This is a genomic window from Rhodopseudomonas palustris (assembly GCF_003591005.1).
Lineage (GTDB): Bacteria > Pseudomonadota > Alphaproteobacteria > Rhizobiales > Xanthobacteraceae > Rhodopseudomonas > Rhodopseudomonas palustris_K.
Genome location: NZ_QYYD01000033.1, coordinates 22,952 through 45,261 on the forward strand (window position 1 = coordinate 22,952; position 22,310 = coordinate 45,261).

25 protein-coding genes are annotated in these 22,310 nt (G+C 66.4%); 12 read left to right on the top strand and 13 right to left on the bottom strand.

Features of this window, described 5'->3' with window-relative positions; translation table 11 throughout:
* Positions 1-14: 14 nt before the first annotated feature.
* From D4Q52_RS23300 to D4Q52_RS23320, 5 genes are all read left to right on the top strand, one after another.
* A complete protein-coding gene (locus D4Q52_RS23300) occupies positions 15-806 on the top strand; it encodes a TOBE domain-containing protein (RefSeq protein WP_119858991.1) in 792 nt (263 codons plus the stop codon).
* Between the two features lie 164 nt (positions 807-970).
* The gene (gene modA, locus D4Q52_RS23305; RefSeq protein WP_119858969.1) at positions 971-1,735 is read left to right on the top strand and encodes a molybdate ABC transporter substrate-binding protein; all 765 of its coding nucleotides are present in this window, start codon (positions 971-973) and stop codon (positions 1,733-1,735) included.
* 146 nt (positions 1,736-1,881) lie between these two features.
* Positions 1,882-2,568: a molybdate ABC transporter permease subunit gene (gene modB, locus D4Q52_RS23310; protein WP_119858970.1), complete on the top strand. Its 687-nt coding sequence runs from the start codon at positions 1,882-1,884 to the stop codon at positions 2,566-2,568.
* On the top strand, positions 2,565-3,698 hold the full coding sequence (gene modC / locus D4Q52_RS23315; RefSeq protein WP_119858971.1) for a molybdenum ABC transporter ATP-binding protein: 1,134 nt from the start codon (positions 2,565-2,567) through the stop codon (positions 3,696-3,698). Before modB ends, modC begins: the two co-directional genes overlap by 4 nt.
* Positions 3,699-3,844: 146 nt before the next feature.
* On the top strand, positions 3,845-4,426 hold the full coding sequence (locus D4Q52_RS23320; RefSeq protein ID WP_119858972.1) for a DUF2478 domain-containing protein: 582 nt from the start codon (positions 3,845-3,847) through the stop codon (positions 4,424-4,426).
* On the opposite strand, the gene D4Q52_RS23325 is transcribed toward D4Q52_RS23320, so the two are convergent.
* Positions 4,399-5,310, bottom strand: coding sequence for a S8 family serine peptidase (locus D4Q52_RS23325; RefSeq protein ID WP_234831306.1), 912 nt, complete (start codon positions 5,308-5,310; stop codon positions 4,399-4,401). The genes D4Q52_RS23320 and D4Q52_RS23325 overlap by 28 nt on opposite strands.
* A 295-nt stretch (positions 5,311-5,605) precedes the next feature.
* On the opposite strand from D4Q52_RS23325, the gene D4Q52_RS23330 reads away from it, so the two are divergent.
* On the top strand, positions 5,606-7,357 hold the full coding sequence (locus tag D4Q52_RS23330) for a tetratricopeptide repeat protein (RefSeq protein ID WP_119858974.1): 1,752 nt from the start codon (positions 5,606-5,608) through the stop codon (positions 7,355-7,357).
* A 137-nt stretch (positions 7,358-7,494) separates the two neighbouring features.
* Here the strand turns inward: D4Q52_RS23330 and D4Q52_RS23335 are convergent, their stop codons facing one another.
* The 6 genes from D4Q52_RS23335 to D4Q52_RS26600 form a co-directional block, all read right to left on the bottom strand.
* Entirely contained in the window at positions 7,495-8,241 is a 747-nt protein-coding gene (locus tag D4Q52_RS23335) for a hypothetical protein (protein WP_119858992.1), read from the bottom strand.
* A gap of 138 nt (positions 8,242-8,379) precedes the next feature.
* Positions 8,380-8,619: a hypothetical protein gene (locus D4Q52_RS23340; protein ID WP_119858993.1), complete on the bottom strand. Its 240-nt coding sequence runs from the start codon at positions 8,617-8,619 to the stop codon at positions 8,380-8,382.
* 128 nt (positions 8,620-8,747) lie between these two features.
* Positions 8,748-9,521 carry a thioesterase family protein gene (locus D4Q52_RS23345; RefSeq protein WP_119858975.1) on the bottom strand — a complete coding sequence of 258 codons (774 nt, stop codon included), beginning with the start codon at positions 9,519-9,521 and terminating at the stop codon, positions 8,748-8,750.
* Positions 9,522-9,668: 147 nt separating this feature from the next.
* Positions 9,669-10,640, bottom strand: coding sequence for an NAD(P)H-dependent flavin oxidoreductase (locus tag D4Q52_RS23350; protein WP_119858976.1), 972 nt, complete (start codon positions 10,638-10,640; stop codon positions 9,669-9,671).
* A 132-nt stretch (positions 10,641-10,772) separates the two neighbouring features.
* The gene (locus D4Q52_RS23355) at positions 10,773-11,330 is read right to left on the bottom strand and encodes a hypothetical protein (protein ID WP_234831307.1); all 558 of its coding nucleotides are present in this window, start codon (positions 11,328-11,330) and stop codon (positions 10,773-10,775) included.
* Entirely contained in the window at positions 11,330-11,482 is a 153-nt protein-coding gene (locus D4Q52_RS26600) for a hypothetical protein (RefSeq protein WP_182915420.1), read from the bottom strand. Before D4Q52_RS26600 ends, D4Q52_RS23355 begins: the two co-directional genes overlap by 1 nt.
* 343 nt (positions 11,483-11,825) lie before the next feature.
* On the opposite strand from D4Q52_RS26600, the gene D4Q52_RS26850 reads away from it, so the two are divergent.
* Genes D4Q52_RS26850 through D4Q52_RS23385 form a run of 6 tightly spaced genes read left to right on the top strand, consistent with a single transcriptional unit; the run spans position 11,826 to position 18,145 of the window.
* Positions 11,826-12,887, top strand: a complete 1,062-nt coding sequence (locus D4Q52_RS26850) for an ABC transporter substrate-binding protein (protein WP_119858978.1) — start codon at positions 11,826-11,828, stop codon at positions 12,885-12,887.
* Positions 12,884-13,666: an ABC transporter ATP-binding protein gene (locus D4Q52_RS23365; protein ID WP_234831308.1), complete on the top strand. Its 783-nt coding sequence runs from the start codon at positions 12,884-12,886 to the stop codon at positions 13,664-13,666. The genes D4Q52_RS26850 and D4Q52_RS23365 overlap by 4 nt, the downstream gene beginning before the upstream one ends.
* Positions 13,667-13,685: 19 nt before the next feature.
* Entirely contained in the window at positions 13,686-14,477 is a 792-nt protein-coding gene (locus tag D4Q52_RS23370) for an ABC transporter permease (RefSeq protein ID WP_119858980.1), read from the top strand.
* A 25-nt stretch (positions 14,478-14,502) separates the two neighbouring features.
* Positions 14,503-15,288 carry an enoyl-CoA hydratase/isomerase family protein gene (locus D4Q52_RS23375; RefSeq protein WP_147407848.1) on the top strand — a complete coding sequence of 262 codons (786 nt, stop codon included), beginning with the start codon at positions 14,503-14,505 and terminating at the stop codon, positions 15,286-15,288.
* Positions 15,288-17,423 (top strand): acetate--CoA ligase family protein, encoded by a 2,136-nt coding sequence (locus D4Q52_RS23380; RefSeq protein WP_119858982.1) that lies wholly within the window; start codon positions 15,288-15,290, stop codon positions 17,421-17,423. Before D4Q52_RS23375 ends, D4Q52_RS23380 begins: the two co-directional genes overlap by 1 nt.
* Positions 17,420-18,145 (top strand): GntR family transcriptional regulator, encoded by a 726-nt coding sequence (locus D4Q52_RS23385; protein ID WP_119858983.1) that lies wholly within the window; start codon positions 17,420-17,422, stop codon positions 18,143-18,145. The genes D4Q52_RS23380 and D4Q52_RS23385 overlap by 4 nt, the downstream gene beginning before the upstream one ends.
* Before the next feature lie 8 nt (positions 18,146-18,153).
* Here D4Q52_RS23385 and D4Q52_RS23390 read toward each other — a convergent pair whose 3' ends face one another.
* The 6 genes from D4Q52_RS23390 to ligA all read right to left on the bottom strand — a co-directional run bounded on the left by D4Q52_RS23390 (position 18,154) and on the right by ligA (position 22,183).
* A complete protein-coding gene (locus D4Q52_RS23390) occupies positions 18,154-18,735 on the bottom strand; it encodes a YqaA family protein (RefSeq protein ID WP_119858984.1) in 582 nt (193 codons plus the stop codon).
* A gap of 72 nt (positions 18,736-18,807) precedes the next feature.
* Positions 18,808-19,221 carry a phosphoribosyl-ATP diphosphatase gene (gene hisE, locus D4Q52_RS23395; protein ID WP_119858985.1) on the bottom strand — a complete coding sequence of 138 codons (414 nt, stop codon included), beginning with the start codon at positions 19,219-19,221 and terminating at the stop codon, positions 18,808-18,810.
* A 116-nt stretch (positions 19,222-19,337) separates the two neighbouring features.
* Positions 19,338-19,706, bottom strand: coding sequence for a hypothetical protein (locus tag D4Q52_RS23400; RefSeq protein ID WP_119858986.1), 369 nt, complete (start codon positions 19,704-19,706; stop codon positions 19,338-19,340).
* Between the two features lie 272 nt (positions 19,707-19,978).
* Entirely contained in the window at positions 19,979-20,938 is a 960-nt protein-coding gene (locus tag D4Q52_RS23405) for a Gfo/Idh/MocA family oxidoreductase (protein WP_119858987.1), read from the bottom strand.
* 1 nt (position 20,939) lies between these two features.
* Positions 20,940-21,794, bottom strand: coding sequence for a class III extradiol dioxygenase subunit beta (locus D4Q52_RS23410; RefSeq protein ID WP_119858988.1), 855 nt, complete (start codon positions 21,792-21,794; stop codon positions 20,940-20,942).
* On the bottom strand, positions 21,794-22,183 hold the full coding sequence (ligA, locus tag D4Q52_RS23415) for a protocatechuate 4,5-dioxygenase subunit alpha (protein WP_119858989.1): 390 nt from the start codon (positions 22,181-22,183) through the stop codon (positions 21,794-21,796). The genes D4Q52_RS23410 and ligA overlap by 1 nt, the downstream gene beginning before the upstream one ends.
* Between the last annotated feature and the right edge of the window lie 127 nt (positions 22,184-22,310).

Consider the following 22,310-nt stretch of genomic DNA (forward strand, 5'->3'; position numbering starts at 1 on the left):
CCCTTCTTATGTCGATGCCGATCGAGGCGACGATTACACTTAAGGCCAAGGACGTATCCGGCGTCGGGCGGGAACGTATCCGTCTGCTGCAGGCGGTCGCGCGCGAGGGCAGCATCACGGCCGGCGCCAAGGCGGCGGGGCTGAGCTACAAGGCCGCCTGGGACGCTCTCGACGCAATGACCAACATGTTCGGCCGTCCGTTGCTTGAGACCCGCACCGGCGGCAAGGCCGGCGGCGGGGCGGCGCTGACCCCGACCGGCGTGCGGGTGATCGAGGCGTTCGGCCGGCTCGAGGCCGAAATGGCGCGGGTGTTTCGCAGCCTCGAGCCGGATCTCGCCGGCACCGGCATCTCCCCGATCAATCTCGTCTCCGGATTCTTCATGAAGACCAGCGCCCGCAACGCCCTCCGCGGCACGATCACGGATATCAAGTCGGACACGTTGAGCGCCGAAGTCGCGGTCGCGGTGTCGGCCGACACCACGATCTACGCGCTGCTCACCAGCGAAAGCGTTCGCAGCCTCGGCCTCGTCGTCGGCCGCGAGGCGATCGTGCTGATCAAGGCGCCGTTCGTGCTGATCTCGCCCGGCGCCGAAGCGCCGCTGGTGTCGGCGCGCAACTGCGTCCGCGGCACGGTGCGACGCGCCGATATCTCCGCCGTCAATGCCGAGATCGTGCTCGACATCGGCGACGACAAGACACTCTCCGCCTCGATCACTGCACGCAGCGCCATCGACATGAAACTGTCGCCGGGCGACCCCGCCTGCGCACTGTTCGACGCCGCGCATGTCATTCTGGCGATCGATTGATCACATGCATCCGCGTCATTGCGAGGAGCGAAGCGACGAAGCAATCCAGCTCAGTGCACGGCGCTGGATTGCTTCGTGGAGCCTGTACTCGGACGGCGCGAAGCGCCGATCCGGGTGCTCGCAATGACGCTGAGAGTTTTCCGACAACTAACAGGAGCCATGCCTTGAAGCACGTCCTCAAACTCGCGCTGTTCGGCGCCTTCACCGCCGCGCTGTCCGCCAGCTCCGCGTTCGCCGGCTCCGCCAATGTCGCGGTGGCGGCGAATTTCACCGAGCCGGTGAAGGAGATCGCGGCGGCGTTCAAATCCAGAACCGGCCACGAGCTGGTGCTGTCGTTCGGCTCGTCCGGACAATTCTACACCCAGATCACCCAGGATGCGCCGTTCGAAGTGTTTCTGTCGGCCGACTCGGCGCGGCCGAAAAAGCTTGCCGATGACGGGCTCGGCATGAAGGACAGCGTGTTCACCTACGCGATCGGCAAGCTGGTGCTGTGGAGCAAGTCGCCGGGCGTGGTGAAGGGCGAGGAGACGCTGAAGGACGCCAGGTTCGCCAAGGTGTCGATCTGCAACCCGGTCGCCGCACCCTACGGTGCCGCCGCGGTCGAGACCATGCAGGCGCTGAAGGTCGATGCCGAGCTGAAGCCGAAGCTGGTCGAGGGCGCTAACATCACCCAGGCCTATCAGTTCGTGCAAACCGGCAATGCCGAAGTCGGCTTCGTGGCGCTGTCGCAAGTGATCAACGACAAGGACGGCTCGCGCTGGCTGGTGCCGCAGAACCTGTACAAGCCGATCACCCAGGATGCCGTGCTGCTGAAGAAAGGCGAAGCCAATGCCGCCGCCAGGGCCTTCGTCGACTTCCTCAAGAGCCAGGAGTCGCGCGCCATCATCGAGAAGTACGGCTACGAAGTCCCGCCCGGCAAGGCGAGCTGACGCGCACCATGAACTCTCCCCGTCATTGCGAGGAGCGAAGCGACGAAGCAATCCAGCGCAGTGCACTGCACTCTGGATTGCTTCGCTTCGCTCGCAATGACGGGGGTAGGCCATTTGTCGTCATGAATATTGTGTGAAGCGCACGTATGCATAGTCTCCCTCCCGACATCTGGCAGCCGGTCTGGCTCACGATCGAGCTGGCGGTGATCACCACGGTGATTCTGCTGATCGTCGGCACGCCGATCGCGTGGTGGCTGGCGCGGTCGAAGGCGGCCTGGAAGGAAGGCGTCGCTGCGATCGTGGCGATGCCGCTGGTGCTGCCGCCGACGGTGCTGGGCTTTTATCTCCTGGTGCTGATGGGACCGGACGGGCCGGGCGGTGCGCTGGCGTCGCTGTGGGGCGGGCGAACGCTGGCGTTTTCCTTCGGCGGCCTGGTGTTCGGCTCGGTGATCTATTCGATGCCGTTCGTGGTGCAGCCGATCCGCAACGCCTTCGATGCGATCGGCGACCGGCCGCTGGAAGTCGCCGCGACGCTGCGCGCTTCGCCGCTGAAGGCTTTCTGGACCGTGGCGGTGCCGCTGGCGCGGCCGGGGTTTTTGGCCGGCGCGGTGCTCGGCTTCGCCCACACCGTCGGCGAGTTCGGCATCGTGCTGATGATCGGCGGCAATATTCCGGGACGCACCAAGGTGCTGTCGGTGGCGATCTACGACTATGTCGAAACCTCGCAATGGCGCGAGGCCAATATCCTGGCCGGCGGCATGGCGGCGTTCGCCTTCGTGGTGATCCTCACCATGATGATGCTGGAAAAGCGCACCGCGCGGATCCGCCAATGAGGGCGACCGCACCGCGCAGCATTCGGGGCGAATTCCGCGGCCGGCTCGGCGGCTTCGCGCTCGATGCATCGTTCAGCGTGCCGGCGGCCGGCATCACCGGCCTGTTCGGTCCGTCCGGCTGCGGCAAGTCTACGGTGCTGCGCTGTCTCGCCGGATTGCAGCACCTGCCCGGCAGCCTGTGCGAGGTCGACGGCGACGTCTGGCAGGACGCCACCACGTTTTTGAAGCCGCATCAGCGGCCGATCGGCTACGTGTTTCAGGAAGCCAGCCTGTTTCAGCATCTCGATGTGAACGCCAATCTGCTGTACGGCGCCCCGAAGCGCGGAGCGGGCCCGCTGCCCGGCGACATCGCGTTCGACGAAGTGATCGAACTGCTCGGTCTCGCCCGGCTGCTGCCGCGCGCGCCGCGCAATCTGTCGGGCGGCGAGCGCCAGCGCGTCGCCATCGGCCGCGCGCTGCTGTCACAGCCGAAATTGTTGCTGATGGACGAGCCGCTGTCGGCGCTCGACCGGCTCACCAAGGACGAGATCCTGCCGTTCCTGGAGCGGCTACACGCCCGTCTGGCGCTGCCGGTGATCTATGTCAGTCACGACATCGCCGAAATCGAAAGGCTGGCCGACCATCTGATCCTGATGCGGAGCGGCCGGGTCATTGGGGTCGGGCCGCTGACCGAACTGCAGAGCAATCCGGCGCTGCCGCTGGCGACCGCGCGCGATGCCGCCGTGAACGTCGAGGCGATCGCCGAAGCTTACGATCCGACGTACGGCCTGCTGACGCTGCGGCTCGATGGCGGCCGGCTGCTGGTGCCGTCCAGCCCGATGACGGCCGGCGAGCGGCGGCGGATTCGGATCGCGGCCGGCGACGTCAGCCTGTCACGCGCGGCGCCGCGCGACACCTCGATCCTCAACACGCTGTCGGTCCGCATCGTCTCGAACTCGCCGGTCGGGCCTAACGAAGTGCTGGTTGTGCTGGCTCTTGGACCGGATGGCAGCGGCGTACGGTTGCTGGCGCGGGTGACGCGGCGCTCCTGGGATCAACTGCAACTCGCAGAGGGCCTCGATGTGTTCGCGCAGGTCAAGGGCGTCGCGCTGGCGCCGGAGCGCAATAATAACAGCGAACCGTCGAAATAACAGGGAGCGCAGCGCGCTGCCGCCACGGCACGCCCTTCGCATAGCGTCCTGCAGCGCGACAATGAGCTGTCCGGTCAACTACACGATTACCAATCGTGTCGGGACTGCGACGTCGTGCGTCCGGGCGTGTTGAAGGAGATGAGACAATGTCGTTGCAAAGCAGTCAATCGATGGCCATCGCGGCGGTGCGCGGCGGGCCCGGCACGCCGGCCGCCGATGTGCTCACCGCCTTCGCGCTGCGCCGCAAGGCCGAGGGCGTCGCCGTGGTCGGCGTCATCGTGCCGCCGGAGGACACCGGCCGTGGTCACGGTGGAGGAGGCCATGGTGAGGGTGGTCACGAAGGCTGCGAGTGCCGCAGCGAACTGATCGACGTTGCCACGGGCGACCGCTACGCGATGCACCAGGATCTCGGCTCGGGATCGCAAGCCTGCAATCTCAACTCGTCGTCGCTGGCACTCGCGGCCGGCGCGGTCGAGCGCGCACTCGCCGGCAAGCCGGAGCTGGTGGTGCTCAGCCGGTTCGGCGGCCAGGAAGCGCAGCGCGGCGGCCTGATGTCGGCATTTCAGGCCGCGGTGGCGGCCGGGGTGCCGGTCGCCTGCGTGGTGACGCCGAAGGCAGAAGCCGTCTGGGAGGATTTCGCCGGCGGCCTGTCGGTGTCCCTGCCGCCGGACGCGGAGGCGCTGGAGACGTGGTGGCAGGGTCAGGCCCGCGGCCGGAATGCAGCGTAATCTGCCCATCGGAAGCTTGTCTGCGGCCGATGCCACAGACCGGCCGGCGCAGCCGCACCGTCCTGAAGCACTCCGAGGCGCGCCGCCGCGGCTTCGATGTTGGCACGGCCGATCCAGGCGCGCTGGCATTCGGAGGTGCGGGGGGCCATGCGCGGCGTGGCGCTGGTCAGCATCGCCTCGCCGACTGCGCCCGGATCGGGGTTCGAGCCATGCTGGGTTTGCGCCCCGAGCAGCAAGCCCGCAACGCCGGCGACCAGAGCGGCAGCGTAATTTGCGCCGCGTCGCTCCCCCCTCCCCCCCTCCAGCTCCGCGCCCCGAACCGCGGTGCTCGGCACCGCGATGCCGAGCTCACGCAAGCTGGGATCGCCGCCCCCGATCAGCCGGCCGCGGCGATCGATCGCGCCGACGGGCAGCAGCCGCGTGGCGCCGCTCCGGCGCAACAGGCTGCCGCAACCATCCCGGCCGCCTCCGGCTACGATCAGCACGTTGCGCTCATTGCAACGCTGCACCGCTTCGATCAGTTCGGCGATGGGCTGCCGACCTTCGAGCAGGCCGCCACTGACATGGATGACATGCGCGTCGTGATCCAGCGCCATCCCGATCGCGTGGGCCAAATCCGACTGCCTCGCGCCGAGCCGGTCGCCGCGAAAGATCGGCGCGATCAGCCCGCGGCACAGCGGCGCCACACCTTCGACAGAGCTACAGGGCTGGCCGAAGATGAGACTGGCGATATGTGTTCCCTGCGCGGCTGCCGGACCGTCTCCGCCCTGCGCCGAGGCGGGGGTATCGAGTGGCACCAGCCGCGCACCGCGGAAGCAATCGTGCGTCCTGTCGACCGGCCCGTCCAAAATAGCGATACGAATTCGCGAGTCGCCGCCACCCAATGCAAACAGAATTTCCTGCTGGAATTCTGGTCCCATTACCCCTACCATTTCACCAACCCGCCTGCTCTTCGCCGCAAGTCATCATGCGAACTACTCGTATGTGCGGCCTGGGGCCTCGTCCCGATGACCGGCGGCTTCCGAGCTCTCCAGCAAATTTCATCGTGCGGAAAAGCACGGGTGCATTTTCCTTATCGCGACCCCTCTCGTCTGCTTATCGTCGGACTGCCTCGCGTGAAAATCGCGTGATACTGGCGTGAAAAATGCTATTCTGAGTTGAGTTCGGGTGACGGAAAGCATGACGGGAGAGTCTGCGCGCCTCAAACTGACCTTGTTGGGGCGGTTCACGCTGGTTCGGGGCAGCGAGCGCATCGAGATTTCCAGCAAGAAGGGGGCGGCGGTCATCGCCATGCTGGCGATGTCGCGCAACGGGGAGCGAACTCGCGGCTGGCTGCAGGATCGGCTGTGGGGCAGCCGGCGCCATGTCGAGGCCGCTGGCAGCTTGCGTCGCGAACTCTCCAATCTGCGAAAGCTCCTGAACGGCAGTGACGTCGAATTGCTGGTCAGCGAGCGCGATCGCGTTCGCCTGCGGCTCGATCGGATTCACGTCGACGCGCTCGACGACAACATCGATCCGCGTTTGGCCGGCGAATTCCTCGAAGGCCTGGATATTCCTGGCGAGGCCGGCTTCCGTGACTGGCTACGCGAGCAGCGCGCTACGTTGCTACGTGCGCCGAGCGCCGCGCCAGGCATCAGGCTGCCCAACGCACTGCCGAGATCCATCCTTGATACCAGCCAGCCGCCGATCGGATTCACGGGCAACCAGGCGATCGCGGTGCTGCCCTTCATCAATGTGACTGGCGATGAGGCGCTGGACTATCTGGCCGAAGGCATCAGCGAGGAACTAATCGTTGGACTGTCGAGGGTGCGGTGGTTGCCGGTGATCGCGCGCAGTTCGAGCTTCTCGTTTGCGGACACGATCGACCGCAAGCTGATCGGTCAGCGGCTCGGCGCGTATTATCTGATCGAGGGCCATTTGTACCGTACCTACGAGTCGTTCGGGGTTTCGGCCAGCCTGTCGGAGTCCACCACCGGCTATGCGATCTGGTCGCGGCGGTTCACGCTGCAATCACCGGCGCTGCGCGACGAGCTCGAGCAGTTCGTCAACGAGCTGGTGGCGCAGCTCGAGAGCCGGATCGAACATGCCGAACAGATTCGCATTCGCAACAAGCGTCACGACCCGCTCGGCGTCAGCGACCTGATCTGGCGCGGTCGCTGGCATCTCAATCGCCTGACCCGGGCCGATTCCGAGATGGCCCAGAAGCTGTTCGCCGAAGCGCTGGCGCTCGATCCGACTTCGCCGGAAGCGTTGATCCAGACCACCTCGGCGCTGGCGTGGTCGATCTGGGCCGGACGGCAGTCGCAGGATGAGGTGCTGCGCATGCGCAGGCTGGCGCAGCAGGCTACCCTCGCCGACCCGGAAGACGGGCGCGGCTTCATGCTGGCCGGTATCGCCGAGATGTGGCTACGTCATCACGACGAGGCCAAGGCGTTGCTGCAGCACGCAATTTCGCTGAACCCGAGCCTGGCATTGGCGCATGCGCAGCTCGGCGGCTGCTACAATCTGGCCGGCGAGCCCTCCAGGGCGATCGACCATCTCAAGGCGTCGCTGCGGCTCAGCTCCAACGATCCCAACATCTTCTATGCGCTCGGCGAACTAGCACTTGCCCACACGATGCTCGGGCACTGGGCCGAGGCGATCGAGCACGCGTCGCTGGCACTGACACGCCGGCCGGCCTACTGGTACGCGCACGTGCTCAAGATCAATGCCCTGGTTCGCAGCGGCAACCCGGCCGCCGCGGCGGCCGCCGCCGATGAGCTGGTCGCGGCCAAGCCGAACTTCTCCCGGCGCTATCTCGACTGGCTGCCGTTCGTCGACCGCAGTTGGGTCGACCATCTGGTCGACGGCCTCGAACGCGTTCCCGGTCGCGCCCCGGGCTGGCTCGACCGCGACATGCCGGACGAACCGGAACCATCCCGGCCGAGGTGAAACCGCGCGCGACGTCTTTCCGCCATCCAGGCGTTTGCCATTACGGGTTCGCGCTGCGCGTGCCCCGGAATAACGGAGCGTGGAGCATATGCCACAGCGCACCGTCGTCGATCCGATCCACCGATCCGACCTGTCTGTCAGATCGCCTGGGCGACCTGCTCCAGGCCCATGGCGCGGGCGAGTTTGCGGACTTCCTGCTTCTGGTCTTCGCGCATCTGGAACAGCAGCGGCATCGCCGCGTATTTCAGCTGCTGCACCTCGGAGCTATCCGGATCGATCGGCGGCGGACCGTTCTCGGCGACGTAGCGGGAAGCCTGCAGCTTGCGGCCGATGGCGCGCAGCGCCTGCTCGACCGACGGCCAATAATATTCCTGCGACGACGACAGGTTCAGCCGGCCCTTCAGCTGCGAAATCTGCGCGTCGCTGAGCAGCGCCGGCGGCTTCGGTTTGGCGGGTTTCGGCTTCTGCACCGGCGCGGTGGCGATCACCGGGGGCAGCTTGGTGGCGGGCTCGGCGGCCTTGGCGCGGGGCTCGGGCATCGGGATCGCCGCACCGGCGTCGTCGGTTGCAGCATAAGCGAGCTGAATTGGCTTGGTCGGCACCTCGACCGGCTCGTCCGCGCTGGCCTGTGTCGGGGCGTCCGGCGCCGGAGCGGCTTCGTCGGTCGCGTTGGTGTCGGCCGCGGAACCGGTCGTATCGTCCTCGGCGGCGGCAGCCAGCAGCTTGTCGGTCTTGGCTTCGCGGTTCGACACCGGAATCAGGGTCGCGGTGTCCGCCAGGGACACACCGGCAGGCGGCACGCTTTCGCGTGTCAGGATCGTCGCGGCCGCGGTGCCGGCGATCAGCATGCATAACATGGCCAGAAGGGTCGCTGCTTTGGTCAAGATGGTCTCCGTCGCGAGCGGCCGCATGTCTCGCTCATAAATGCAGAAGAAATATGGCCCCGGCACTTGGGATGGTGCCGAGGGGAAACGGTCGGGCGCCCGGCTGGGCGCGGGGTGCTCGAGGCGCTGCGTCGTTCGTCAGGCCGCGACGCTCAGCTCATAGGCATCCTGGATGTCGGAGACGATCTCCGAGGCTTCCCACAGCGCGTCCGGCGCCACCGACTGGATGGTGATGGTCCAGTTGCCGCCCCTGCGGGTGCGCGGGGTGGCGACGATCTCGAACCGCACGTCGCGGCACAGCGGATGACGATTCAGCGCCCGCGCCACGCGGTGCCTGATCTCGTCGAGCGAAGCGGGGGTCTTGTCCGAAAGCAGCATGGCGGCGTCCACTTGATCGGGTGGTGCCGGCGCGGCTGCTTCTTGAGGAGGCCGCCGCAACGCGGCAGGCCCATAGTTGGCGCCAGGATGGTTAATACGCGCTTAAGCATGTCGCCGCGCCGCTGCGCTCAGCGCTGCTCGATCACCAGGTTCTGGATCGCCCGGCCGAAGTAACCGTGCTGGTCGGCGAGTCGCGATGCCGCGGTGCCGGCGCCGTCGGGTCCCAGCCACATCTCCGAGTTGAGCAGGATCCAGTCGCCGACCGGCTGGCGCGCCAGAAAGACGTTGAGGTCGGCGTTGAGGAAGGTCCATTGCCGGAAGTCGAGCACCGACGAGGTCGCGTTGCTGAAGTCCGACGCGATCACCGCGCGCATCAGCTGCGAGGTCGGTTGGCCCTCGATCAGCGGCCGGTCGGCCCGATACCAGGTGGCGCCGGGCCCGATCGAGCCGAAGCCGTTCTTCACCTTGCGCAGCGACATGCAGCCGACAAACGGGTTGCGGGTATAGCCGACGTCGAGCGGCGGGCAGGCATCGGGCAGCGGCACGTCGAGCGCCGGATGCTCGACGTGATCGGGAAGGCGCGGGGAGGCGTTGCGCACCTTCAGCACGGTGCCGTTCACCACCACCACGCCGTTCGATTTCAGCCGCACGCCGCAGAGTTGGATCTTACGCCCCTCGCGGAGCACCTCGGTCTCGTAGGTCAGCGGGCCGACCGGGACTGGCCGCAGCAGATCGACCGTCACCCGTACCACATGCATCGGTGAGGGCGTCGGCATCTGCTCGGCGAGATGCGCCACGAGGGCAGAGGGCGGCGATCCATGCTGCATCGTCGGATCCCACGGCCCCGCCGCGTAGCCGCTGGTCTCGATTGCATTGCCGTCGATACGGAAGATCGCGTCCATGGTTTTATCCGGGAGCATCAAGCAAGAGATCGAAGCACTCACCCCGTCATTGCGAGCGAAGCGAAGCAATCCAGCGCCGCAGTGTGTGGCTTGGATTGCTTCGTCGCTTCGCTCCTCGCAATGACGGAGAGGCGGAAGAGTAGCGAACTACGCCAGCGGCGGGTCGATGGCGGCGTCGTATTCGTGCTTGAAGCGGGCGACGAGTTCGGACACCGGGGTGATGCCGGTGATGCTGCCGATGCCCTGGCCGGCGCCCCAGATTTCCTTCCAGGCCTTGGGCTTCGCGCGCTCGCCGGAGTCGTCGGTGCCGAAATTCATCTTCGACGGATCGGACTGTTCGAGATTGTCCGGGTCCATGCCGGCCGCGAGGATCGACGGCTTCAGATAGTTGCCGTGCACGCCCGTGAACAAATTGGAGTACACGATGTCGTCGGCGCCGGAGGTGGTGATCATCTCCTTGTAGCGCGGCACTGCATTGGCCTCGGTGGTGGCGATGAAGGCCGAGCCGATATAGGCGAAGTCCGCGCCGAGCACGCGGGCGGCGCGGATCGCCCGGCCGTTGCCGATGGCGCCCGACAGCGCGATCGGGCCGTCGTACCAGGACCGTGTTTCGGTGACGAAGGCGAAAGGCGACTGCATGCCGGCATGGCCGCCGGCACCGGCCGCCACCAGGATCAGGCCGTCGGCGCCCTTTTCGATCGCCTTGTGGGCGAAGCGCTGGTTAATGACGTCGTGGAACACGATGCCGCCCCAGTTGTGCGCGGCCTGGTTCAGCTCCTCGCGGGCGCCGAGCGAGGTGATCAGCATCGGCACCTTGTGCTTTTCGCACAGCGCCAGATCGGCATCGAGCCGGTTGTTGGATTTGTGCACGATCTGGTTGACGGCGAACGGCGCCGAGGGGCGGTCCGGATGCGCCTTGTCGTGGGCGGCGAGCTCTTCCTTGATGCGATGCAGCCATTCGTCGAGCAGCGCCGCCGGGCGGGCATTGAGCGACGGGAACGAGCCGACCACGCCGGCCTTGCATTGCGCGATCACCAGATCGGGCGTCGAAATGATGAACAGCGGCGAGCCGATCACCGGGATCGACAGGCGGCCCTTGAACAACGCAGGCATCGGCATCCGGGAAGTCTCCTCTTGTTGTGTTTGGCGGTGCAACCGCGGCGACACAAAAGCAAGGGAGGAACACGCTCGCAAGACGGATTTTGCTGAAATTGTAGCCGCTCGACGCAAGTGCGAAAACGCGGCGCCCGCCTATTGGCACCAAGCCCGTGTGACGAAATTTTCGGTGCGGCAATCGCCTGGCTCGCGGCGGCGGCCGGGAATCAGCAGCTTCGCGGAGCACTTCTCGGTGGCATCGACCGCCAGGCTGCGGCCCTGCTGATAGCCTTTGGTCCGGCACAGCATGGTCGCTGCCGCGGCGCAGTCGGCCGCGCTGGACGCGGTGCTGGGGCAGACCTGGCGCCCGTCGATCATCGCCGGGATGATCGGCGAGGCTGACGGGGCCGGCGCAGTCGGGGCCGGCTGCGCAGGGAGGGCTGGCGCTGGGGGCGCGGGTTGAGCGGCGGGCGCGGGCGGTGCCGCCACCGTAGCCGGCGCATCGGGCTTGCTGTTCGGCCGAACAAAGCTCGGCAGCAGCGCGCCGGGGTCTTTCAGCAGCGAACCGGAGTCTTTCAGCAGCTTGCCGAGCTCATTCACCAGTCCCGGGTTTTCACGCGACTGCGGCGCTTCGGGCGGAGATGGCGGCGGACCGATCGCGGGTGGTGACGGCTGCGCCGACGCAGGAGTCGGCCCGCCAGCGCTCGCCAGCATCAGCGCAGCCAGAACGGCGCCGCGAACACGGACAAGCGAGCGACACGATACTGATTGCAGCATTCCCGCAGCATACGCGGATGCGTTGACAGGGTGAAGGCAATCGCGTCGTCGCGCGAGGAAAACCTCTGGTCGGCGTCCGCATCACGCATCGCCATCCCCTTGGCGAATCGACCGGGCATCGCACGCGTGTAACCGCTCGCGATTCGTACCTCGCGGCGTAAAGCGAGTGTGCCATGGGGGCTGGCCTGCCCGTGGTTTGATCACTTGGCGCGTCGCTACAGGGAAGCCGCTGGTCGGCCCGGCCCTCATGATCGGCGTCACAACGGCCAGCCCCGTCAACAGCTTGCACCCGAATGCCGCACCCCGCCGCGGGCGGCACGCTGCGCCGATGACGCTGGCGCCTTATCCGGCAACCGCTGGGGAATCTTCGCGCAAACTGGTTAGCTAGTTAACTGGTAGGCTCCTTGCAGTTCAGTCCTAGGAGCATGTCGAATGTCGGTGTTTGCTCGAACTGCCTGGTTGGCTCTTGCTGCGATGCTGCTGGCGCAGCCGGCCGCGGCCCAGACCAAGATCCGCTATCTGCTCACTTCGCCAAGTCCCGGCGTCGCCGAGGCGCCGCATTCCTCGGTGCCGGAGGCGCTGGGGTTCTGGAAGGACGCCGGGCTCGATGTGACGGTGACGCCGTTCAACGGCTCGACCGGCGCCACCCAGGTGGTGATCTCCGGCTCGGCCGAATTCACCATGGCAAGCCCGGAAGCGCTGCTGGTCGGGCGGCAAGGCGGCGCCGATATCAAGGCGGTCTACAATCACGCGCGCGAGGCGATCTACACCATCGCGGTGGTGAAGCAGAGCCCGGTACAGAACCTCGCCGATCTCAAGGGCAAGACCATCGGTGTCGTCAGCCTGTCGAGCGGCGCCACCGCGGTCGCCAAGGCGATGTTGCGCGGCATCGGCCTCGATCCCGAGAAGGACGTCAAATGGCTGCCGATCGGGCTTGGGCCACAATCCGCCGCGGCGCTGAAGGCCAATCAGGTCGACGCCATCGCGATGTGGGACTGGGCCTACGCCATCCTGGAAAACTCCGGCTTCCAGTTCCGCCATTTCGAGACCGAAGGCACCTCGAAGCTGCTGAGTATCATGCTGATCGGCAACGGCGCGTTCATCAAGGACAAACCCGACGCCGTCGTCGGTTTCGCCGAAGGCATCGCCAAGAGCGTCGTATTCACGCTGGCCAATCCCGAAGCGGCGGTGCGGCTGCATTGGGCGCGCTATCCGGCCTCCAAGCCCGCCAACATCCCCGAAGACCAGGCCCTGCGCGAAGCGGTGCACGTGCTGGAATCGCGCATCGCCAAGTACAAGCTCGACGGCCGCGCCGATCCCCGGTTCGGCGCCTTCACGGCGGACGAATGGAAATCGACGCAGGCATTCTTCTTCGATGTCGGCATGATCAACGCCAAACCCGACGTCAGCGAATACTACACCAACGCGTTCGTCGACCGCATCGATCACTTCGACAAGGCGGCGATCGCCCGCAAGGCCGAGGCCTATCGGTGACGGCGTCGCCGTCACCGCTGATCGACGTCTGCGACGTCAAGAAGGAGTTCCGCTCGCGCTCCGGCACCTCGCTGGTCGCGCTGGCGGACACCTCGCTCGGCGTCGCCGCCAATCAGTTCATTTGCATCGTCGGCCCATCGGGCTGCGGCAAGAGCACGCTGCTGCGGATGATCGCCGGGCTGGAGACCGCATCCGCGGGCGCGATCCGGATCGACGGCGCGTCCGTCAACGGACCGCGGCGCGATATCGGGCTGGTGTTTCAAAGCCCGGTGATGCTGCCGTGGCGGACTATCCTGCAGAATGTCACGGTGCCGGCTGAAGTGATGAAGCTCGACGCCGCCACCACCAAGCGCCGCGCCGGCGAACTGCTCGAACTGGTCGGCCTCGGTGGCTTCGGCGACCGCTATCCGGATGAGCTGTCCGGCGGCATGCGGCAGCGTGCGGCGATCGCCCGGGCGCTGATGCACGACCCCCGCATCCTGTTGATGGACGAGCCGTTCGGGGCGCTCGACGCGCTGACCCGCGAGGCGATGAATCTCGAATTGCTGCGGATCTGGGAAGCCAGCCGCAAGACCGTGGTGCTGGTCACGCATTCGATCGAGGAAGCGCTGCTCTTGTCCGACAAGGTCGCGGTGTTCGCGCCGCGGCCGGGCTTCGTGCGTGAAGTGATCGACGTGCCGATCGCGCGGCCGCGCTCGGCCGCGACCCGCTCCGACCCGACCTTCGTGGCGCTGGCCGAGCGGCTGCGCGGTCACTTCACGGCCGTGCCGGCCGCCTGATCCAGATGAGGAGCGCGCCATGAACCGCCGTTTGGCCGGCATCCTGGAACGTCAGGGCCTTCCGCTGCTGGCGGGAGCCATCATCGTGCTGATCTGGGAGTACGTCCCGGCCGCGATGGGGGTGTCCAAGCTGCTGCTGCCGACACCCAGCGAGATTCTGCGCTCGCTGTGGATGCTGCAAACCCGCGGCCTGCTGATCGAGAATTTCCTAATCACGCTGTTCGAAGCGCTCGGTGGCTTCGTGGTCGGCTCGATCAGCGCGATCTTCTTCGCCTTTCTGGTCACCCGCTCGGTGATCATCGAGCGCGCGCTGATGCCGTATCTGGTCGGCCTGCAGGCGTTGCCGAAGGTCGCGGTGGCGCCGCTGATCGTGGTGTGGATCGGCATCGGCATCGAATCCAAGGTGCTGATCGCCGCGGTGATCTCGTTCTTCCCAGTGCTGATCAACGCCATCGTCGGCTTCTCGACGGTCGAAGCCGACAAGCTCGATCTGATGCGCTCGCTGGTGGCGTCGCGCTGGCAGCAGTTTCGCATGGTGGTATTTCCCAACTCACTGCCGTTCATCTTCGCCGGCCTCAATGTCGGCATCGTGCTCAGCATCACCGGCGCGCTGGTGGGCGAGTTCATCGGCGCCGATCGCGGCCTCGGCAATCTGCTGCTGCAGCTCAACTACAACATGGACATCGCCGGGATGTTCGCGGTGCTGCTGATCCTCGCCTTCGTCGGCATCATTCTCTACGCGCTGATCCGCTATTTGCACCTGCGCCTGGTGTTCTGGGCCAAGCCCGACATCCGATCCGGCTCCAACTGACAACATCACCAACAAGGACCCGACTGTGACAAACTCCCTCGTGCGACTCGACATGCAAGGTGCCGTCTCGATCCTGACGCTCGACAATCCGCCGGTGAATGCGGCCTCGACCAAGCTGATGAACGCGCTGCACGCGCGGCTCGACGAGATCGAGCAGGACAAGGAAACCCGCTGTGTCATCCTCACCGGCGCCGGCAACCGGGCGTTCTGCGCTGGCGGTGATCTGCGCGAAGAGGCCGATTTCGGCACGCCGGAAGGCTCGCGAGCGTTTCAGGCACTCGGTCGCAAGACGCTCAATCGCCTCGAAAACTTCACGGTCCCGATCATCGCGGCGATCCACGGCTATTGTATCGGCGGCGGCACCGCGATCGGCTGGGCCTGCGATTTGCGAATTGCCGCCGACGACACCGTGTTCCGGGCTGCGGACGCGTATATCGGCATGGTGCCGAGTTGGGGCATGGGACTGACGCGGCTGCCGCGCTACGTCGGACGCAACCGCGCACTCGACATCCTGCTGCTCGGCTACGACTTCGACGCCAAGACCGCGTACGATTTCGGCCTGGTCACCAAGGTGGTGCCGCGCGCCGATCTGGAGAAGGAAGCGATGATCGCGGCGCAGCGCGTCGCCACCGCGTCGCCGTTCGCGATCCGCGCCACGCGCGAGGCGATCGCCTTCAATTCCCGCGAAAGCTGGAGCGACATGGTCGATTTCGAAGTCGAGATCTGCGACCGGGTGTTCGCACATCCGGACGCGCATGAGGGGCCGAAAGCCTTCGTCGAAAAGCGGAAGCCGAACTTCGGAGCGCGCTGATGGGCATCCGGAGTCTGCTGGCGCCGGCGTCGATCGCCATCGTGGGCGCCTCCGAGAAAGTCGGGCCGGGCTACAACGCCTTCAAGGCGCTGGACTTCGTCGGCTACGCGGGGGATGTGCATCTGGTCAATCCGCGCGCGCCGACGCTGTTCGGCCGCACCACCTATCCGTCGCTCGCCGAGATCCCCGGCGCTGTCGACGCGGTGTTCGTCGCGGTTCAGGCCGAGGCGGTGATCGACGTCGCGCGGCAGGCTGCGAACAAACAGGCGGGCGCGCTCGCCATTCTGTCGAGCGGCTTCGGCGAGAGCCGCGACGGCGCGGCGGCGCAGCGCGCGCTGGTCGACGTCGCCGAGGCGCATGATCTTGCGGTGTGCGGGCCAAACTGCCTGGGGCTGCTAAGCTTTACCAGCCGCAGCGCGCTGTTCGGGACGTCGCTGCCCGATCACGTGCAGCGCGGCGGCGTCGCGGCGATCGTGCAGAGCGGGTCGATCGGCATCGCGCTGTTAAATTCGGCGCGCGGCCTCGGCTTCAGCCACATCATCACCACCGGCAACGAGGCTGTGACCACCGCGGCCGACTACATCGAGGCGGTGGTCGACGATCCAGACGTCACCACAATCCTGGTGTTTGCCGAGCAGATCAAACGGCCGGCGGCGTTCATGGCCGCGGTGCGCCGGGCGCGCGCGGCCGACAAGCCGGTGATCGTGCTCAAGAGCGGCCGCTCGACCTTCGGCAAGGCCGCGGTGCTGGCGCATACCGGCGCGATCGCCGGCAGCGACGAGGCCTGCGACGCGGCGCTGCGCGCGGCCGGCGCCATCCAGATGCGTTCGCTCGACGAACTGATCGAGACGACGCTGCTGGCATCCAAAATGCGGGTGCGGCCCACCGGGCGGCAGCTCGGCGGCCTCTCGGTATCAGGCGGCGAGATCGCACTGGTGCACGACGCCGCAGAAGACCTCGACATCGGCTTCGCCGCGCTCGGCCCGGCCGCCGAGACGATCGCCGCGGTGCTGCCGGCGTTCTCCCATGTCTCCAACCCGCTCGATCTGACCTGGGCCGGGATCTACGACCCCAAGGTCGCGATGACGTGTGCGGAAGCGATCGCCGCGCAGCCGGATGTCGGCGCGCTGGTGCTGTTTCAGGACGCGCCCGGCGGGCTCGGCGCGCAGCAGGCCGGGCGCTATGCCACGCTGCTGGAGTCGATCGCCACGGGTGCCGCGGCGGCGGGCACGCCATTCGTCGCGCTGTCGAATGTCTCCGATCAGCCGCACCCGACGCTGCAGGCAATGGCCGACAAGCTGCAGGTGCCATATTTGCGCGGCACCGGCACCGGGCTGTCCGCCATCTCGCGCTATCTGCAATGGGCGACGACGCCGCTGCCGGCGCCCGCCGCGGCGGTCGCCGCCGAGGCCAGGCCGGCGCGCGCCGCGCTGGCGGCGGTGCCGCCCGATCGGCTCGCCGCCGAGCACGAAGCGCGCGAGGTGCTGGCCAGCTACGGCGTCCGCGGCCCGCGCGACTGGCTCGCGGCGACGGCCGACGAGGCGCTGCGTGCGGCCGCCGAAATCAGCTACCCGGTGGTGCTGAAGGGGCTGGTCAGCAATGTGCTGCACAAGTCCGACGCCGGGCTGGTCAAGGTCGGGCTCCGCTCCGACGCTGACCTGCGGCGCGCGCTCGACGCCATGCAGATTGCGCTGGCGGCGTTTCCGGCCGCGGACGTGCTCGGCTTTCTGGTGCAGCAGCAGGTCGCCTCGGTCGGCGAGATCTTTGTCGGCGCCCGGATCGATCCGGAATTCGGGCCGCTGGTGGTGGTCGGGGCCGGCGGCGTGCAGGTCGAGCTCTACAAGGACGTTGCCATCCGCGCCGCGCCGATCGACGAGGCCGCTGCATTCGAAGCCATCGCCGCCACCAAGGTGGCCAAGCTGCTCGGCGGCTTCCGCGGCGCTCCGCAAGCAGACATTGCGGCGGTGGCCCGCGCAGTCAGCGCGCTGTCCCGCTTCATCGTCGACTTCAATGACGAGATCGCGGAGGTCGAGATCAACCCGCTCGCCGTGCTAGAGGAGGGTAGCGGCTGCATTGCGCTCGATTGCGTATTGGTCACGCGTGATCGCAGCCTCCCGGGCAAGACGCAGACATGATTTCGACCTTCACGAACGACAACGGCCGGGCCGTTCTGATCTATCGCGAGATCAAACGCCGGATCACCGAACTGGTGTACCAGCCCGGCGACAAGCTCTCCGAAGTGCGGATCGCCAGCGAACTCGGCTGCGGCCGCTCCCCGGTCCGCACCGCCTTTGCGCGGCTGCAGAGCGAAGGCTGGATCGAGATCTCGCCGCAGAGCGGCACCTTCGTCCGCGGCCTCTCCGACGTCGAAATCACCGAGATCCTCGAAGCGCGGATGCTGCTGGAGGCGCATCTCGCCGGGCGCGCGGCGACGCGGATGGAAGAGGCGACGATCGCGCGTTTCCGCAAGGCGTTCGCGGCGCTCGGCAAGCGGGTGTCGTCCGACCGCATGGACGAATATCTCGAGCTCGATCTACAGTTTCATCTGGCGATCTATCAGGCGGCCGCCAACAAGGTGCTGGCCGAGGTGCTGCTCAATCTGGTCGACAAGGTCCGCTGGATCCGGGTCGCCAGCAAGGGCTCACCCACCCGCATCAGCAGCGCCGTTGAGGAAATCGGCCGCGTGCTCGATGCGCTGGAGGCGCGCGACGAACGCGCCGCCGCGGCGGCGATGCGCGGGCATATCGAAAACACCATGCACTTCCGCCATCTCGGCGGGCCGGCCGAAACGGCCGCGAAAACCGCACCGCGCGCTTTAAAGAATCCGTCCGAGCAGAGCTCTCGCAAAGCCCGCTGAGGCGCGGTCTACACCAGCCGGGCGGCAATCACGAAGCCGGCGACCAGCAGCACGGCGGCGAGCGACACCCACATCGTCAGGCGCTTCTCGATCTGCTCGCGGATCACGTCGCCCCAGCGGTTGAGCACGACCGCGACGATGAAGAACCGGCCGCCGCGGGCGATGATCGAGAACAGGATGAACGACCAGATATCGTAGCCGGCGAAGCCGGAGGTGATCGTCACCAGCTTGTAGGGGATCGGGGTAAGACCCTTGAGCAGGATGATCCAGGCGCCCCATTCGGCGTAGCCGGCGCGGAACGCCTCGACCTTGTCGCCATAGCCATAGAGCTGGATCAGCCAGTGGCCAACCGAATCGTACAGCACGGCGCCGATCAGATAGCCGACCACGCCGCCGGCGACCGAGGTGACGGTGCACAGCGCGGCGTAGAACCACGCCCGCTCCGGCCGCGCCAGCGACATCGGGATCAGCATCACGTCCGGCGGGATCGGAAAGAACGAGCTCTCCGCGAAGGAGACCATTCCGAGGATCCACAGCGCGTAGGGCTTATGGGCGGCGTCGATGCACCAGTCGTAGATTCGTCTCAGCATGGGCGGGGATCAACCATCCCGGCGGCGCTTTGTCCATGCCGCAAATGTGACGACCGGCCGCAAAGCCGCGGCTTAGCGCCGCTTTCGCGCCGCGCGGGCCGCGTCCAGCTCGGCGATCGGTCGCCGCAACCCATTAGGAGGTGATTTGGGGAGATGCGGGCCGGTCTTGACCCGTGCCTTCGGGAGCTTCTCGGCGATCCCCAGCAGCGTCTCGCGACGGGCCATCTCCTGCCAGACGTCTTCAGGCCGGACGCCGGCCGAAGCCCACAACACCGTGAGATTGTAGATCAGGTCGGCGCTTTCCCGAATCACGGCGTCGCGGTCGCCATTGACGGCGTCGATGACCACCTCGATCGCCTCTTCGGCGAGCTTCTTGGCCATCTTGCCGGAGCCGTCACGGAACAGCTTCGCGGTCCGGGACGTCGCCGGATCGAGATCCCGCGCGGAAAGCACGGCCTGGTAGAGCCTGTCGACCGAATCGTTCATCCGGGCAGCTTAGCGCAACTAAATGGCAGTGATGTTAACACAGCACAACATCGCAAAGTGGCCTCCGCGATGTTTCAGCGCGCCTGGTTTTGCCGAAGTGATCAGTTCTGATCGTATCAATACGGATCGTAATAGCCGTATCCCGGATAGCCGCCATAGGCCGGGCCACCGTAATAGCCGTAGCCGGGCCCGTAGTATCCCGGGCCGTAATAGTCACGGCGGGCCTGGCTGGCGGCGATCGCCCCGACGGTTCCGATAATGCCGGCGAACGCGGCCGCCGCCGCGGCATTGCCGCCGCCGCCGCGACGCACATAGCGCTTCTTGCGGGCGCTGAAATCAGTGACGTCGTGCTGCGACATGGATTTTTCGGACTTCGGCGCGGCGACCGCCGCGGTCGGCTGCACGCCGGCCAGCCCGATCGCCGCCACCGTCGCGATCGCCATGGCGCGCACGCCGATCGATCGCCCATTGCTACGCTTCACCATCGGAAACCTCCGCCTCATATGGCCGCACCGCGGCCGCTGCAGGAACAACCCCAACGGGGCAGCGAAGGTTCCGCTGAGGAAACTCAACAGCACGTGTGATCGGTATCACGTATTCGGCAGAAGCAAACGCACCCCCGGTCATTGCGAGCCACCGGGTCCGGCCTTTGGCCGGCCCGATGACAAGCTCCCCGAAGCAATCCACCGCCGTGCACCGGGCTGGATCGCTTCGTCGCCGCGCTCCTCGCAATGACGGGGAGAGGTCGGTTGGTCAATCAGCCCTCGGCGAGCTGCCGGTCCAGGTCGTGCAGCACCTGGTAGCAGGGCAGCACCTGGGCGACTGACGAGTTCGGCTCGCGGCCTTCGCGGATCGCGGCGAAGAATTCGCGGTCCTGCAACTCGATGCCGTTCATCGAGACATCGACCTTGGAGACGTCGATCTTCTCTTCCTTGCCGTTCACCAGATCGTCGTAGCGGGCGATGTAGGTGCCGTTGTCGCAGATGTAGCGGAAGAAGGTGCCGAGCGGGCCGTCATTGTTGAACGACAGCGACAGCGTGCAGATCGCGCCGTTTTCGGCCTTGAGCTGGATCGACATGTCCATGGCGATGCCGAGATCGGGATGGATCGGCCCCTGCACGGCGTTGGCCTTCACGATCGGCGAGCCCGCCTGATAGGCGAACAGGTCGACGGTGTGGGCGGCGTGATGCCACAACAGATGATCGGTCCAGCTGCGCGGCTGGCCGAGCGCGTTCATGTTGGTGCGGCGGAAGAAGTAGGTCTGCACATCCATCTGCTGGATGTTCAGTTCGCCGGCCTTGATCTTGTTGTGCACGTATTGATGGCTGGGATTGAAGCGGCGGGTGTGGCCGGCCATGGCCACGAGGCCGGTCTTCTTCTGCAGATCGACCACCGCCTGCGCGTCCTTCAGCGAATCCGCCAGCGGGATCTCGATCTGGACGTGCTTGCCGGCATTGAGGCAGGCGATACCCTGCTCGGCGTGCATCTGGGTCGGCGTGCAGAGAATGACCGCGTCGACCTCCTTGATCGCCAGCGCGTCGGCGAGCTCGGTCGAGACGTGACCGATGCCGTATTTCTTGGCGACTTCCTGGGTCGGCTCCAGCCGGCGGCCGATCAGCGACACCACCTCGACGCCGTCGATGTTCTTGATGCCGTCGAGATGCTTGATGCCGAACGCGCCCGCTCCCGCGAGCGCGACCTTGATCGATTTTGCCATATCAGGCGTTCTCCAGAATAAGATGGCCGACCGCGGTGTTGCTGGCCGGGACGTGGTAGAAGCGGTGGGCGACCTTGGGCTTCGGGCCGCCGGTGGCGTCGGCCATCGCGCCGCGCGCGATCAGCCACATCACCAGCTCGATACCTTCGGAGCCCGCCTCGCGGACGTAGTCGATATGCGGCTTCTTCGACAGCGCATCCGGATCGTTGATGATCTGGTCGAGGAAGGCATTGTCCCATTCACGATTGATCAGGCCGGCGCGCGGACCTTGCAACTGGTGGCTCATGCCGCCGGTGCCCCAGATCTGCACGTTGAGATCTTCGTCGTAGGAGCGGATCGCCTTGCCGATCGCCTGGCCGAGCATGTAGCAGCGCCGGCCCGACGGCACCGGATATTGCACGACGTTGACGGCGAACGGGATCACCGGGCAGGGCCACGCCTGCGGCTCACCGCACATCAGGCTGAGCGGCACGGTGAGGCCGTGGTCGACGTCCATCTTGTTGACGATGGTGAGGTCGAAATCGTCCTGGATCACCGACTGGGCAATGTGGCCGGCGAGCCGCGGATGGCCGATCACTTTCGGCACCGGGCGCGGACCCCAGCCTTCGTCGGCCGGCGTGTATTCGGCCGCGGTGCCGATCGCGAAGGTCGGGATGAAGTCGAGGCTGAACGCGGTGGCGTGATCGTTGAAGACGAGGAAGATCACGTCGGGCTTCTCGTTCTTCAGCCACTGCTTGGAGAACTCGTAGCCCTTGAACACCGGCTTCCAATAGTCCTCGCCGGTCTTCTTGGTGTCGATCGCGGCGCCGATGGCGGGGACATGCGAGGTGTAGACGCTGGCGGTGATGCGGGCCATTACTTCTTCTCCCCGATGTAGCGGTTGCCTTCGGCCGAGCGGCCGCCATTGATCATCATGTTGCGATACTCTTCCTCGGTCATGCCGGTCATCGAGCCGGCCATCTGCTGGAAGCTCTTGCCGTCGGTGGCGCCGATCTTGGCGAGGAAGTAGATGTTGCCGCCGAGCGCGATGCAGCGGTTGAGGTCGCGGTCAAGTACGGCCTGCTTCTGCTCTTCGCTCATCGCCCACTCGTCGAGATAAGCGCGCTCGTCCGCCTTGAAGCGGGCGCGGTTCTCGGCCTTCATCAGCGACATGCAGAACTGGTTGAGATGATAGCCCATCCGCGACATGTCGGCGTCGAAGATCGTGGTGCCGGGTACGTCAGTGTAGGGTTTGTCGAGGGGCATGGCGGAGTCTCCTCTAGGACTTGTTAGTTACGAAACGGGCGGCGGCCGCTCCCTCTCCCCGCGTGCGGGGAGAGGGGTGGGGTGAGGGGGCGTCTCCGCACAGCCGCCGCCCCACGCCCGCGACCCG